Raw genomic sequence first — 14,202 nt, forward strand, 5'->3', positions numbered from 1 at the left:
TCTTGACTAAGTAAGGGTATAATAAAAATAAGTATCTAGTATTGCTTTATCAATTAAGGAAAGGAAGATTCGATGACAGAAGCTAATATAAATGTAGGATGGAACTTGGAGAATACTTATACCAATCTGCCGGAATTAATGTATACAGTTATTAACGTAAATCCTGTTAGCAACCCCAAAATTGTTGTCTTAAATGGAGAATTAGCAACTACGTTAGGACTGGATCCTAAAGCTTTAGAAAGTGGACAAGGTATTGAGGAACTGGCTGGCAATCGCACATTAGAAGGTGGGATACCTTTAGCACAGGCCTATGCTGGGCATCAATTTGGACATTTTACTATGTTAGGGGACGGTAGAGCTCTGCTGCTCGGTGAACATATTAAGCCTTCGGGAGAACTAGTTGATATCCAGTTGAAGGGTTCAGGTAGAACACCATATTCTCGTGGAGGAGATGGAAGAGCAGGACTTGGACCAATGCTTCGTGAATATATTATTAGTGAATCTATGCATGCACTTGGTATTCCAACGACTCGTAGCCTTTCTGTAGTCACTACAGGTGAGGATATTATGCGGGAAACTGTTGGACCAGGAGCTGTAATGACGCGTATAGCTTCTAGTCATTTACGTGTAGGTACTTTTCAATTTGCTGCAAAATGGGGAAGTATAAACGATTTAAAAGACTTGGCAGATTATGCAATAGAGAGACATTATCCGATACTATTGGATAAAGAAAATCGTTATCTATTATTACTCCAGGAAGTGATTGAGCATCAGGCAGCTTTAATTGCGAAATGGCAACTTGTTGGCTTTATTCATGGAGTGATGAACACGGATAATATGACAATAAGTGGTGAAACAATCGATTATGGTCCTTGTGCTTTCATGGATACTTTTGATTCGAAAACAGTATTTAGCTCAATCGATACTCATGGTCGGTATGCTTATGAAAATCAACCGAATATTGCCGCTTGGAATTTAGCAAGGTTGGCAGAAAGTTTATTACCACTTATTCATGAAGATGAGGAAGAAGCAGTCAAACTTGCAACAGAAAAAATAGGGGCATTTCCGGAAAAATATGAGACTTACTGGTTGACGGGAATGGGGAATAAGCTAGGTATTTTTAATATAGGAGAAGAGGACCTTTCGTTAATTGATAACTTGCTTCAACTTATGGAGAAATACAGAGCAGACTATACTAATACATTCCGATTGATGACTCTTGATAATTTAGAGGAAACTGTTTTGTTTGGTAAAAAAGATTTTGACCAATGGTATGAGAAGTGGCTAGCTAGAGTTGAAAAACAAGATGTGTCTAAAGAATTTATCCAGCAGCTGATGCAGAAAAGTAATCCTGCAGTCATTCCAAGAAATCATCGGGTAGAAGAAGCAATTGAAGCAGCAGTGAATAATCAAGATTATAGTGTGCTAAAGAGCCTTCTTAAAGTAATTTCTAAACCATACGATTATAGTTCTGATCATATGGATTATACTTCACTACCCCCTGATACCTCAAGACCGTATAAAACGTTTTGCGGTACTTAAAAAAAAGTTAAAACAAGCCTGTAAACATTCTAAGTTTACAGGCTTTTACTAATAATTAGGATAAAAAATCAGGTTTCAAATAATTGGGGTTTGGATATTTGTAGAATCCTTCTCCAGCTTCTCTGCCAGTTTTGCCTTTATCGATATAATCTGTTTTTAAGATATTGGCCAATTTAATGAAATGATCGTTGCCAGATTGTCCTTTTGCATTGGCAATATTGTATGCGGTATTAATTCCAACGATATCCAGAATAGCAAATGGACCTTTTGGAGAGCCCGTTGCAATCATCCAAGTTTTATCGATAGTTTCAGGATCAGCAATGTCATTTATTAATAATTGTTGTGCAGCTTCTAAAAAAGGAACTAGAAGGGAATTCAATATATATCCTGGCTGTTCTTTTTGTAATGGTAAAGCTACCATCCCGATAGCTTTGGCAAATTTAATCACATCATTAAAAACTTGGGTCTCTGTCCCAGGATGTTTCATAATTTCGGCTGTATTGTTCATCCAAATTTCATTGGCAAAGTGTAATGCTAGAAATTTTCCTGGTCGACCTGTTACTTCGGCAAATTGGCTAGGTAGTAATGTAGAAGAGTTAGTTGCAAAAATTGTCTTTTGTGGTGTAACTTTGCTTAAGTCCTTATAGAAATTATTTTTTATTGGTATAACTTCAGGGATTGCTTCGATTACGAGATCCGCTTCAATTACAGCTTTTTCTAAATCAGTGTAGAAAGAAATACGATTATATGCTTCGTTAACTTCTCCGTCAGTAGCTCCTAAATCTTCTTTATAACGTAATTTTAAATTCATCATTCTATTTTTTGCATTGTCAAGAGCCTCATCATTAATATCATATACTGCAACTTGAAAACCTTTAAATGCCGTTTGAAAAGCTATTTGACTTCCCAAAACTCCACTACCGGCAACTGTAATTTGTTCGTAATTCATTTACAATCTCCTCTCCAATATAAAAAGTATAATCGTTTTACTATACCCTTTAAGCGAATGTTCAAGCAGAGTATAGCAAAATGAATATAACAAACACTATATAATTCAGAAAGGGATAATTATAGGAACTCTAACTTGTAACATAGCTTTTTTATCTTTAAAATTAAAGAGTAATCTAGTTAGGTTCAATTTTTAGAAAAAGGAGTTTTAAAAGCGTATGCAGACGAACAAAGTAGCGGATACAACCCGACGAATAATTTTGATCGTAATAGGAGCAGCTATTGCGGGTTATGCACTTGAAGCTGTATTAATACCAAACTCAGTTATTGACGGTGGGGTAACAGGCGTTAGTATCATGGGAACATATTTATTTAATATTCCTCTTGGCGTATTACTATTTGTATTAAACATTCCATTTGTATATTTAGGATATAAACAAGTCGGTAAAACCTTTGCAATAATGAGTATTGTTGGAATAGCATCACTATCTATTTCTACAGTTTTACTGCATCATATCGAGCCAATTTTAAGTGCAAAGGATCCTTTATTAGTAGTAATATCTGGGGGAGTAATGCTAGGTGTTGGTATTGGGGTTGTCCTTCGAAACGGTGGAGCTCTTGATGGAGCAGAAGTTTTAGCAGTCCTTGTATCTCGAAAAGTACCGTTTTCAGTAGGAGATATCATTTTACTTATCAATGCGTTTATTTTTGTAGGTGCAGGTTTTATATATGGTTTAGAAAGTGCACTTTATTCAGCTACTACTTATTACATAGCTAAAATCGTAATTGATGTAATTCAAGTTGGTCTTGAAAAGTCTAAATCTGTGCGTATTGTTAGTAAACAATCTGAGAAGATTGGATCTGCAATTCAAGATCGTTTAGGTCGTGGTGTTACATATTCAAGTGGACGTGGCGGTTTTTCAAATGAAACAATGGATATTGTTACATGTGTAATTACTCGTATGGAAGAAAACAAATTAATGACGATTATTAAAGAATTGGACACAAGTGCTTTTGTTGTGATCACAGATGTGGCAGAAGTAAGAGGCGGTAGCTTCAAAAAACGTGATATTCACTAATACAATAAACCCGTTAAATGAGTAACTATCGTCATTTAACGGGTATTTATTATAAAAAAATTATTTTCGTTTTTTCTTCCCAAGTTCTTTTGTAGCAGCTTTATTTTTATCTACAATCTGTTCAAATTCAACTTGTACATGGATGCCATTTTCTTCGGTTTCTTGGACACTAATCACTTTGCCTTTTCGGCCTTTAATTTTTAGATTGTCTTCGACCGCAGGGATATCTCTCAATACTTGAGTTAAAACAATTATATTTTTCTCCATAAAATGAACAGCATACATTTCCATTTCCCCTTATTTTATATTTTAGAATCTATGTATTTTATGATTATTTGAAAGATATAGAACTTCTATAAGTTGTAAACATATTTGTATATCTATTTAAAAAGAAGAGGTGTTCAAAACAATAAACTCAAGACAGACTAGTTCAGGCTGAAATAGGCAATCATTGCAATTGTAAAGGTTAACGTGGACGCACTTTTAGATTTCTGATTTAATTTTTGTTAGGAGTTTGTAATCGGAATAACTTGCAAAAAATTTAAGGACTTGTTATTCTTAGACCAATTAAATAATTTATCCTTCGGGGTCGGGTGAAAGTCCCAATCGACAGTAAGAGAGCAATCTTGAAGCCTGTGAGCCGTAAAACGCATGATTTGGTGTGAATCCAAAGCCGACAGTTATAGTCTGGATGGGAGAAGGAATATGTGCCTATTGTATAGGTTTTTTAGTTATACTAAAAAACGATATAAAAGGGCTTATTAAAGTACGACTTCTCTCGCATCCAATGAATTCTGGATGTGTTTTTTTATGTCTAGTTACAACGAATAGCTCCTCATGTCGTTTCAGTCTGGGCAGTAAAGGCAAAGGTAGCCTTTATTGCAATTATTATCCGGTTGTCTAGGCTGGCATAGGAGCTTGCGCTTTTTTAAATTGAATAATTATCCTTCGGGGTCGGGTGAAAGTCCCAATCGACAGTAAAAGAGCAATCTTGAAGCCTGTGAGCCGTAAAACGCATGATTTGGTGTGAATCCAAAGCCGACAGTTATAGTCTGGATGGGAGAAGGAATATGTGCCTATTGTATAGGTTTTTTAGTTATACTAAAAAACGATATAAAAGGGCTTATTAAAGTACGACTTCTCTCGCATCCAATGAATTCTGGATGTGTTTTTTTATGTCTAGTTACAACGAATAGCTCCTCATGTCGTTTCAGTCTGGGCAGTAAAGGCAAAGGTAGCCTTTATTGCAATTATTATCCGGTTGTCTAGGCTGGCATAGGAGCTTGCGCTTTTTTAAATTGAATAATTATCCTTCGGGGTCGGGTGAAAGTCCCAATCGACAGTAAAAGAGCAATCTTGAAGCCTGTGAGCCGTAAAAAGCATGATTTGGTGTGAATCCAAAGCCGACAGTTATAGTCTGGATGGGAGAAGGAGTAGTTCGATGCTTTTTGAGAAATATTTACAAAAGGCTTGTTTGAATCTACCTAATTTTCCTCTGTCACCTTTGTGGGCGGAGTTTTTTGTTTTTAAGAAGCTTCTGATTTCTCCTCAAAACATATTAGTAAAGGAGGATACAATGTTTACAGGAATTGTAGAAGAGCAAGGTATTGTAAAAAACATTCAAAAAAGTGCTAGCAGTATGCAACTTTCTATCCAAGCTGACAGAATTTTAGAAGATATAAAATTGGGCGATAGCATTTCAGTAAATGGTGTTTGTTTAACTGTAATCACATTTTCTCAAACTGAATTTACAGTAGATGTAATGCCAGAAACATTTCATGCGACTACAACCAATTTATTAAAAAATGGTTCAGCTGTTAACCTAGAACGAGCAATGGGCGCAAATGGCCGTTTTGGTGGACATTTCGTTTCCGGACATGTCGACGGAGTAGGTACGATATTGAAGAAACGACCTACTGCAAATGCAGTTTATATTGATATTACTGTACCAGAAGATGTAAGTCACTTTTGTATTCCCAAAGGATCTATTACCGTAGATGGTACAAGTTTAACTATTTTTGAAATAACTAAGTCGACAATAACTATTTCACTAATTCCCCATACAAACAAAGAGACAGTGTTAGGGATGAAGAAAGAGCGTGAACTAGTCAATATTGAATGTGACATGCTAGGAAAGTATATGTATCAATATGTTAAAAATAAAAAGGAATCAACTATTACACAAGATTTTCTAAAGCAGAACGGTTTTTAAGGAGATAATAACATGCTAAATACGATAGAAGAAGCAATAACGGATTTAAAACAAGGTAAGATCATTATTTTAATAGATGATGAAAACCGTGAGAACGAAGGGGATTTTCTTTGCTTAGCAGAATTTGCTACACCAGAAAATATTAATTTCATGGCCAAATATGGTCGGGGGTTGATTTGTATGCCTATTCATGAAGAAATTGCCCAGGAATTGCAATTGCATCCGATGGTTTCTGACAATACAGATTTTCATCAAACTGCATTCACTGTGTCGATTGATCATGAGACGACATCAACAGGGATTAGTGCTTTCGATCGATCTAAAACAATGCTGCAAGTGATTAATCCACAAGCTAGAGCACTACAATTTAAGCGACCTGGACATGTCTTTCCACTTATTGCAAAACCAGGTGGTGTATTAGAAAGACGAGGACATACAGAAGCTGCCGTGGATTTTGGAATACTCTGTGCATCGTCAAAAGCTGGTGTAATTTGTGAAATTATGAACGAAGATGGGACAATGGCACGCTTACCAGATTTACTGGAATTTGCCCAACAATTTCAAGTGAAGATTGTAACAATTGAAGAATTATCAAATTACTTAACAAATAATAAAGTTAGCTAAGGAGAGAATAAGATGGTAAAAACAATAGAAGCAAATTTAATCGGAACAGATTTGAAAATAGGTATTGTCGTAGGGCGTTTTAATGATTTTATAAATGCAAAGCTAGTTGATGGCGCAATAGATGGATTGAAACGTCACGGGGTAAAGGAAGAAAATATAGAAGTCGCATGGGTTCCAGGTGTATTCGAAGTACCGTTTATTGCAAAAAAAATGGCTGAATCACATAATTATAATGCTGTTATTGGTCTTGGAACAGTAATTCGTGGAGCTACTACACACTATGACTATGTATGTAATGAGGCTGCAAAAGGAATCGCTCAAGTAGGTTTACAAACTGGAGTACCAGTTATTTTCGGTATTGTTACAACTGAATCCATTGAACAGGCTATTGAACGAGCGGGTACAAAAGTAGGGAATAAAGGATACGATGCTGCTATATCAGCAATTGAGATGGCAAATCTTTTGAAGATAATGTAAAAAGAGCAATAAGAAAGCCAATGACCAACGCAACAGGTCATTGGTTGGTTTACTAATCCTTATAATAAGGAGAAAAAAATGTTCAAAATAAATCCTAATTTTCTTGTATTTGAATATTAACAAGCTCATCAGTGTCAGTAATATATTCAATCTTGACAGATACTCCAAATTCCTTACCACTATCTTTTAACCATAACTTAAATTTTTCAATTGTAGAACTTTCTTTAGTTTCCTTTCCTTCATGTAGGTAGTCAATAATACTTGCATTCGGATATTTGGATTGTGCTTCTTTCATAGCTAGCTGTCCCCACTTAGCATAAGCTGGTATTTCCTGTTGTGTAGGTGCAATCGACTGTATATGTGCTGGAACTAATTGGGTAGAAGTAATAATTCCAAGTGCAATAACTATTTTCTGCATGATTAAACTCCTTTCCTTTTGTTTAGGATGAGTCTTTCGTTGAAAATAATTCTATGAAGAGGCATGTTTATTAAAACATTATCGAATACAACATAATTTAGGTTTTAAGGAAGTTGTATTTCTTCATCAGTACATAAATTCCTTCATGTAGTCTGTTTATATATAATGAGAGTAATAATTCTGAAAAATGATAAACTTGTAATATAATGAAAGATGAACAGGATACTGAAATCAAGGGGGCAACATAATGGAATTAGGATTAACAGGAAAAGTAGCAATAGTTACTGGTTCAAGTAAAGGTATAGGTTTACAAACAGCTTTGCAATTAGTGCAAGAGGGAGCAAGTGTAGTATTATGTGCAAGAGGAAAAGAAAAATTAAAAGAGGCAGCGGCATTTATTAAAACTGAAACAGGAGCAGACGTATTAATTGTTCCTGCTGACATTACAAAAGAGGAAGCTTGTAAAGAAGTCATTCAAAAAACAATTAGTCATTATGGTCGAATTGATATTTTAGTTAATAATGCGGGTACTTCATCTGCCAATCCTTTCGATTCAGTGGATACAGATTTATGGCAAACAGATTTAGACTTAAAATTATTTGGAGCAATACATACCTCAAAAGCTGCAATTCCCTATATGAGAGAAGTAGGCGGAGGAGCTATTGTAAACGTAACAGCAGTTTTAGGGAAAACACCACCTGCAAGTTCTTTACCAACGACAGTTAGTCGAGCAGCTGGTATGGCTTTGACTAAAGCTATGAGTAAAGACTTAGGCAAAGACAATATTCGGGTAAATACAGTTTGCATTGGACTTATCAGAAGTAATCAAATCGAATTAAAATGGAAAAAGGATGCTCCAGAACTTACTTGGGAAGAATATTCTAGAAATGTAGTAGGTCCTACGATTCCACTTCAACGAATTGGTGAAACAACTGAAGCAGCAAATGTCATTACTTTTCTAGTATCCGATGCTGCGTCCTATGTAACTGGAACAGCCGTAAATATCGATGGTGGATCTGGTGGAACACTTTAAGGGAAATAGAATATCAATTGAGTCAATTTCATAAAAAATATTATTTAGTTAAACCCGAACAATGCTGATTTCCGTTCTAGGCGGACGCTTTCCGCGGGCACGGCTTCAATCTCCTCGTCACTACGTTCCTGCGGGGCTTTCAGCTCGTGCTGTTCCCGCTGGAGTCGCCGGCTGCCACTCCAATCGACGGGATCAACTTTCCCTAAAAACGAATAATTTATTGCAATATTATGTAAACATTCGTACTTTTAAATAATACAAGTAATTATGAAATTGACTCAATTAAAATGTAAATTTAATAATATTATGGAATTGAAAACAAAACTAGAAATCCTAATTGTAAAAGGGTTTCTAGTTATTTAAATCAGTCAATATTTATATTAGATCATAAGCAGAGTTTCCTCGACCACAATCCTCATTTGTAGCTTTTTCAGTAATTTTTAGTTTAATAGTTGCTTGAAGTCCTCCAAGTCAACTTCACATTTGCGTACAAGTTCTTCCATTGTATCTGCTTTGATAAGAAAATCACTTCCTTTTGATTTCTTAGAAGTCATAACATATCCCCACAATTACTTATTTCTATTTCGACTTTCTAATAGCCATGAATTAAACCTTCTTCCTCGCTATCCTGTAATATTACTTTTTTACCACATGGTTATTTGTAATTCACAAACCATCTCCTGAAAGCGCAGCGGAATGATCCCCGCCTATACAGTCACAACTCTACTCTAAAAGTAATATTATAGAGCTAAGTGCAGCCTATACATTAGGAGTGAAAGTATGCCAGCTATAACAGGCAAGCAGTACATTAATCGGATAGATCAGCTTAAAGCGGAAGTTTGGATAGACGGAAAACCTGTATTAGGGAACATTTCTGAGCATCCTGCATTTAAAGGAATTATAAAAAGTCAGGCTAGATTGTACGATCTTCAGCATGACAAAGACTTAAAAGATGTTCTAACTTATTTATCTCCAACTACAAAAAAATGGGTAGGAATGTCATATTTGCAGCCCAAGACAAAAGAGGATTTAGTGGCAAGACGAGAAATGGTGCAGAAATGGGCTAAATCGAACAATGGACTCATGGGAAGAAGTCCGGATTATATGAACACAGTATTAATGGCATTAGCCTCATCAGTTCATTTATTGCAGGACCAAAAGAATTGTTTTCCAAATAATCTACAATCATTTTACGAATATGCAAGAGAAAATGACATCTCTATGACTCATACGTTTATAGAACCACAAGTAAATCGCACACAATTTTATGTGGAACGTTCAGATGAACCTATAGCCGCAAAAATAGTAGGCAAGAACAAAGATGGAATCGTTATAAAAGGTGCACGACTACTTGCGACACAAGGTGGAATAACGGATGAACTATTAGTTATTGCAGCAGGAGGGAAAGCAGAAGAAGGTAATAGCTTTGCATTTTCAATACCTTGTAATACAAAAGGGTTAAGATTCATCGGTAGGGAATCATTTGTTGGAGGAGATTCCAATTTTAACTATCCATTAAGTTCGAAGTACGAAGAAATAGATAGTATTGTAGTATTTGACGATGTTTTAGTTCCCTGGGAGCGTGTATTTTATTATGACAATTTATTTATATCAACTAATTTTATGAAGTCGAGCTCGTTCTTGCCCTTTACGCTTCATCAAGTAGCATCTAGGCAGATTGTGAAAACTGAATTCATATTGGGAATTGTCCAATCTATTATTGAAACAATTAATATTGAAGAATATCAACATGTGCAAGAGAAAGCAACTGAAATAATTATTGCCTTGGAAACGATGAAAGCGTTGGTGTTAAAATCAGAAGCAGAGGCCAAAGTAGACAAAGGCGGATGGATGCAACCAGACAGCACCACATTACAAATTGCTATGAATGTATTTCCACGCATATATCCGCGTTTTAGCGAAATAATTCAGCTCTTAGGTGCCAGTGGATTAATGTCCATCCCAACCGAAAGCGCATTTCAATCACCTATTAGAAATGAGTTAAATCACTACTTACAATCTTGGGAAGACATTGGAAAGGATCGTGTCAAACTTTTCCGATTAGCATGGGATTTAACTATGAGTGCATTTGGCACACGGCAAACACTATATGAACGTTTTTTCTTTGGTGATCCTGTTCGATTGGCAAGTCAGTTATACTTTTCCTATGATACGGAAGAATATGTACAACGAGTGAAAGATATTTTGGAAGAATAAATAATTGACACTATCTTCTAATTTTGCTATATTACTATTCAATAAAAGCATATAAATTCGTTGAAGAGAAAGAGTAATGTATCGATTTGTTCCCCAGAGAGCTGACAACTTGGTGAAAGTCAGTGTGCAGGTTATACATGAATATCCTCTCTGAGAAGAAGAGCTGAAGATTTTAGTAAGCTTATCCGGGTGTCTACCGTTAAAAAGAACACGTATGATTTGTACGTTGCTAAGTGCTATTGGATCGGATCAATAGAATTAGGGTGGTATCGCGGTTAACCCCGTCCCTTTACTCGGGACGGGGTTTTTTGTATGCCTTTTATACAATGTATAGGAGGAATAGTGATGAATACGCAAGATGAAAAAGAAAGTAAAGTACAAAGGGAACAAAGAATTCGAGAGTATTGGCAAAACAATAGAACTTTTGAAAAGTCTGTACAAAACCGGAAAGAGAACACTCCATTTGTATTTTATGAGGGACCACCAACAGCAAATGGCCTACCGCATGTCGGCCACGCATTAGGAAGAACGATTAAAGATGTTGTAGCTCGCTATAAAACAATGCAAGGGTTTAGAGTAGAGCGAAAAGCAGGATGGGACACACATGGTTTACCAGTTGAACTTGGAGTAGAGAAGCAGCTAGGAATATCAGGGAAGCAAGATATTGAAAATTACGGTGTTGAGGATTTTGTTAAGAAGTGCAAGGAAAGTGTATTCACATACGAAAAAATTTGGCGTTCTTTTACCGAAGAACTTGGTTATTGGGTAGACATGGATAACCCATATTTAACATTAAGTAACGAGTATATGGAAAGTGTTTGGAATATTTTAAGTAAGGTTCATCACGATAAACTGCTTTATAAAGGACATCGAGTATCACCTTATTGTCCTAGCTGCCAAACATCTTTGAGTTCACATGAAGTGGCACAGGGGTATAAAGATGTAAAGGATCTCTCTGCTACGGTTAAGTTTAAACTCGTAAATGCTGATGAGTACTTTCTTGGTTGGACTACAACACCTTGGACCCTACCAGCAAACGTAGCGCTTGCTATGAATCCTAATCTAGTCTATGTGCGGGCTAAGGTAGAAAGTGAAATATATATACTTGCAAAATCATTAGTTCCTGCTGTGTTAGGAGAAAAAGCTATTGTCCTAAGTGAACATTCAGGAGTCGAATTTGAAGGTGTTCCTTATCTTCCGCCATTCCATTATATAGATATAACAAAAGGGCATATTGTTGTGTTAGCGGATTACGTAACAGAAACGAGTGGTACAGGAATAGTGCATATTGCCCCTGCATATGGTGAGGATGATTATCTAACAGTACAACAAAACGGACTTACTTTCGTAAATGTCGTGGATCAACGAGGGTGTTATACAGAAGTGGTCACAGATTTAGCTGGCCAATTTGTGAAGGACAGTGACGTTGAGATCATTAAGTTATTAGCGAATAACGGCTTATTATTTCATAAGGAGAAATACGAACATAGCTATCCTCATTGTTGGCGTTGTGATTCACCTCTACTTTATTATGCAACGGACAGTTGGTTCATTAAGATGTCAGCATTAAAGGAACAGCTAGTTGAAAATAATGAGTCGGTAAATTGGTATCCTGACCATATTAAAAAAGGGCGTTTTGGGAATTTCTTAGAAAATGTGGTGGATTGGAATATCAGCCGAAATCGTTACTGGGGAACCCCTTTAAACATTTGGATTTGTTCAACCTGTGAATATGAAGTAGCTCCGACTAGTATTACATCTTTAGCAAAACTCGCATCTAAGCCATTGCCTGAAAACTTAGAGTTGCATAAGCCATATATAGATGCCATTCTCTGTACTTGTCCAAAATGTAGTGGGGAAATGTTGCGTACGCCTGAAGTAATCGATGTATGGTTTGATAGCGGATCGATGCCTTTTGCACAGCACCATTATCCATTTGGTGATAATAAACAATTTAACGATCAGTTCCCTGCAGATGTAGTAATAGAAGGAATTGATCAAACTCGAGGATTCTTCTATAGTTTGCTTGCTGTATCAACCCTCTTTACAGGAAAAGCACCTTACAAAAATGTGTTATCACTCGGACATGTATTAGATGAGCAAGGTCAAAAAATGTCTAAAAGTAAAGGGAATGCACTAGATCCACTTGATCTAATGCATCAGTACGGTGCCGATGCATTACGCTGGTCATTATTAGTCGATAGTTCTCCATGGAATCCAAAACGTTTTTCGTCAAAGATTGTACAAGAAGCTAGTTCTAAGCTACTTGATACACTTGATAATATTTTTAAATTTTATTCACTATATGCAAATATTGATCAGTTTACCTTCGATAAAACGAAACCTGGTAAACAAACAAAAATGGATCGATGGGTTCTTTCAAGGCTGAATAGTACAGTTCAAAAGGTAACAGAGTTTATGGAAGATTATCAAATTACTCAAGCTACTCGTGAAATTGCTGAATTAGTTGAGGAAGTAAGTAATTGGTATGTTCGTAGATCGAGACAGCGTTTTTGGGCGACAGGTTTTTCTGACGATAAACGTGCAGCATTTAATACTCTATACCACGTATTAAGTACTGTTAGTAAATTAGTTGCACCGTTTAGTCCATACATCGCAGAGGACATACATTTAAAAATACAAAATGCCAGCGTTCATCTTCAAGACTACCCAAAGCATCAAAGCAATTTCATCGATAGAAAATTAGAGGATGATATGAATGCTGTATTGAAGATTGTGGAGTTAGGCCGCAGCATCCGAAATTCATATAACTTGAAAGTAAAACAACCACTAGCTGAAATGGTCATTTATACAGTAGTATCCAACGAGAACTTAAAGAAATATGAATCCATTATTCAAGACGAACTAAACATAAAAAAAATAAATTTTGTAACGGATTTGGAAGGGCTAGAAGAAGTTTCGTTTAAGTTAAACTTTAAAACAGCTGGTGCTGTATTTGGTAAAAACGTGAATGATGTGAAACAGTATGTGGAGAATTTGACGGTTTCCGAAAAAGAATTACTAAAATCAGAAGGAAATATAACAATAGTTTTGTCAAATGAATCCTATGTATTGTTAAAAGAGCATGTAATTACAGAATCCCATATGAAAGAAGGTTATGCATTTTTAGAGGATGGAATCTATAAGGTACTTATAAATACGAAGCTAACTACTGAGTTAATAGAAGAAGGGCAAATTCGTGATTTTATACGTATCATTCAGGACACACGTAAAAAGCATAATTATCCAATTGAAAAATATATAAATATTTCAATAAGTTGCAACGAGGATTCTAAATCATTAATTGAGCGTTTTGACTCCTTAATAAAAACAAATGTATTGGTTCATCATATACAATTTGTTTCAGAGCTTGAATCTGACTCATCAATAACTATTATGTTAGATAATCAAAAAGTAAGCTTTAGCATACAGTTAAAATAATTGCACTAAGAGGCTGGGACAGAACCCCAAAACAGCATTTTTCTCAGTGAGAAAAATGCTGTATTTTTTACTGTGCACAAAATTGATTTCCATTCCAGGGACGCTTTCCACGGGCGTGGCCTGAGCCTGTAGTCTCAGGCGTCACGCTATTCCCGTAGGAGTCGCCCCTCCATTCCAATCAATTTTATTAAATATCCATTATTTAGTAAAG

Annotated in this window: 10 protein-coding genes, 1 pseudogene, 3 riboswitches and 1 other annotated feature; of the genes and pseudogenes, 8 read left to right on the top strand and 3 right to left on the bottom strand. The window is 35.9% G+C overall.

Annotation, left to right across the window (positions count from 1 at the left end; genetic code table 11):
- Nucleotides 1-72 precede the first annotated feature (72 nt).
- Nucleotides 73-1,542, top strand: a complete 1,470-nt coding sequence (locus MKY60_RS07325) for a protein adenylyltransferase SelO (protein WP_340929295.1) — start codon at nucleotides 73-75, stop codon at nucleotides 1,540-1,542.
- Between the two features lie 55 nt (nucleotides 1,543-1,597).
- Here MKY60_RS07325 and MKY60_RS07330 read toward each other — a convergent pair whose 3' ends face one another.
- Entirely contained in the window at nucleotides 1,598-2,491 is an 894-nt protein-coding gene (locus MKY60_RS07330; protein WP_340929297.1) for a 3-hydroxyacyl-CoA dehydrogenase, read from the bottom strand.
- 217 nt (nucleotides 2,492-2,708) lie between these two features.
- Between MKY60_RS07330 and MKY60_RS07335 the strand changes: the two genes are divergently transcribed.
- On the top strand, nucleotides 2,709-3,569 hold the full coding sequence (locus MKY60_RS07335) for a YitT family protein (RefSeq protein ID WP_093494514.1): 861 nt from the start codon (nucleotides 2,709-2,711) through the stop codon (nucleotides 3,567-3,569).
- Nucleotides 3,570-3,629: 60 nt separating this feature from the next.
- Here the strand turns inward: MKY60_RS07335 and MKY60_RS07340 are convergent, their stop codons facing one another.
- Nucleotides 3,630-3,854, bottom strand: coding sequence for a hypothetical protein (locus tag MKY60_RS07340; RefSeq protein WP_090562342.1), 225 nt, complete (start codon nucleotides 3,852-3,854; stop codon nucleotides 3,630-3,632).
- Nucleotides 3,855-4,144: 290 nt separating this feature from the next.
- A riboswitch (FMN riboswitch) is annotated at nucleotides 4,145-4,276 on the top strand.
- A gap of 233 nt (nucleotides 4,277-4,509) precedes the next feature.
- Nucleotides 4,510-4,641, top strand: a riboswitch (FMN riboswitch).
- A 233-nt stretch (nucleotides 4,642-4,874) separates the two neighbouring features.
- Nucleotides 4,875-5,006, top strand: a riboswitch (FMN riboswitch).
- Nucleotides 5,007-5,145: 139 nt separating this feature from the next.
- On the opposite strand from MKY60_RS07340, the gene ribE reads away from it, so the two are divergent.
- The 3 genes and pseudogenes from ribE (at nucleotide 5,146) to ribH (ending at nucleotide 6,882) form a co-directional block, all read left to right on the top strand.
- Nucleotides 5,146-5,781: a riboflavin synthase gene (ribE, locus tag MKY60_RS07345; RefSeq protein ID WP_340879412.1), complete on the top strand. Its 636-nt coding sequence runs from the start codon at nucleotides 5,146-5,148 to the stop codon at nucleotides 5,779-5,781.
- Nucleotides 5,782-5,793: 12 nt separating this feature from the next.
- Nucleotides 5,794-6,381, top strand: a pseudogene (gene ribB / locus MKY60_RS07350) (3,4-dihydroxy-2-butanone-4-phosphate synthase); the annotation flags it as partial.
- Between the two features lie 36 nt (nucleotides 6,382-6,417).
- A complete protein-coding gene (ribH, locus tag MKY60_RS07355) occupies nucleotides 6,418-6,882 on the top strand; it encodes a 6,7-dimethyl-8-ribityllumazine synthase (RefSeq protein WP_093494516.1) in 465 nt (154 codons plus the stop codon).
- 94 nt (nucleotides 6,883-6,976) lie between these two features.
- Here ribH and MKY60_RS07360 read toward each other — a convergent pair whose 3' ends face one another.
- Nucleotides 6,977-7,300 (bottom strand): DUF3889 domain-containing protein, encoded by a 324-nt coding sequence (locus MKY60_RS07360; RefSeq protein WP_340929298.1) that lies wholly within the window; start codon nucleotides 7,298-7,300, stop codon nucleotides 6,977-6,979.
- 247 nt (nucleotides 7,301-7,547) lie between these two features.
- Between MKY60_RS07360 and MKY60_RS07365 the strand changes: the two genes are divergently transcribed.
- The 3 genes from MKY60_RS07365 to ileS all read left to right on the top strand — a co-directional run bounded on the left by MKY60_RS07365 (nucleotide 7,548) and on the right by ileS (nucleotide 13,991).
- Nucleotides 7,548-8,333 carry an SDR family NAD(P)-dependent oxidoreductase gene (locus tag MKY60_RS07365; protein WP_340879414.1) on the top strand — a complete coding sequence of 262 codons (786 nt, stop codon included), beginning with the start codon at nucleotides 7,548-7,550 and terminating at the stop codon, nucleotides 8,331-8,333.
- Between the two features lie 780 nt (nucleotides 8,334-9,113).
- The gene (hpaB, locus tag MKY60_RS07370) at nucleotides 9,114-10,550 is read left to right on the top strand and encodes a 4-hydroxyphenylacetate 3-monooxygenase, oxygenase component (RefSeq protein WP_241595790.1); all 1,437 of its coding nucleotides are present in this window, start codon (nucleotides 9,114-9,116) and stop codon (nucleotides 10,548-10,550) included.
- Nucleotides 10,551-10,601: 51 nt separating this feature from the next.
- Nucleotides 10,602-10,842 (top strand) — a binding site (T-box leader).
- 53 nt (nucleotides 10,843-10,895) lie between these two features.
- On the top strand, nucleotides 10,896-13,991 hold the full coding sequence (ileS, locus tag MKY60_RS07375) for an isoleucine--tRNA ligase (RefSeq protein ID WP_241595787.1): 3,096 nt from the start codon (nucleotides 10,896-10,898) through the stop codon (nucleotides 13,989-13,991).
- Nucleotides 13,992-14,202: the final 211 nt, after the last annotated feature.

This window comes from Psychrobacillus sp. FSL K6-1415 (assembly GCF_038003185.1).
In the GTDB taxonomy this organism is placed as follows: domain Bacteria; phylum Bacillota; class Bacilli; order Bacillales_A; family Planococcaceae; genus Psychrobacillus; species Psychrobacillus psychrodurans.

What these genes read in the sequence shown, in the direction of transcription:
- MKY60_RS07365 (WP_340879414.1), top strand. Translation starts at nt 7,548, where the DNA reads ATGGAATTAGGATTAACAGGAAAAGTAGCAATAGTTACTGGTTCAAGT.
- MKY60_RS07335 (WP_093494514.1), top strand. Translation starts at nt 2,709, where the DNA reads ATGCAGACGAACAAAGTAGCGGATACAACCCGACGAATAATTTTGATC.
- MKY60_RS07360 (WP_340929298.1), bottom strand. Translation starts at nt 7,300, where the DNA reads ATGCAGAAAATAGTTATTGCACTTGGAATTATTACTTCTACCCAATTA.
- ribE (WP_340879412.1), top strand. Translation starts at nt 5,146, where the DNA reads ATGTTTACAGGAATTGTAGAAGAGCAAGGTATTGTAAAAAACATTCAA.
- ileS (WP_241595787.1), top strand. Translation starts at nt 10,896, where the DNA reads ATGAATACGCAAGATGAAAAAGAAAGTAAAGTACAAAGGGAACAAAGA.
- MKY60_RS07330 (WP_340929297.1), bottom strand. Translation starts at nt 2,491, where the DNA reads ATGAATTACGAACAAATTACAGTTGCCGGTAGTGGAGTTTTGGGAAGT.
- MKY60_RS07340 (WP_090562342.1), bottom strand. Translation starts at nt 3,854, where the DNA reads ATGTATGCTGTTCATTTTATGGAGAAAAATATAATTGTTTTAACTCAA.
- MKY60_RS07325 (WP_340929295.1), top strand. Translation starts at nt 73, where the DNA reads ATGACAGAAGCTAATATAAATGTAGGATGGAACTTGGAGAATACTTAT.
- ribH (WP_093494516.1), top strand. Translation starts at nt 6,418, where the DNA reads ATGGTAAAAACAATAGAAGCAAATTTAATCGGAACAGATTTGAAAATA.
- hpaB (WP_241595790.1), top strand. Translation starts at nt 9,114, where the DNA reads ATGCCAGCTATAACAGGCAAGCAGTACATTAATCGGATAGATCAGCTT.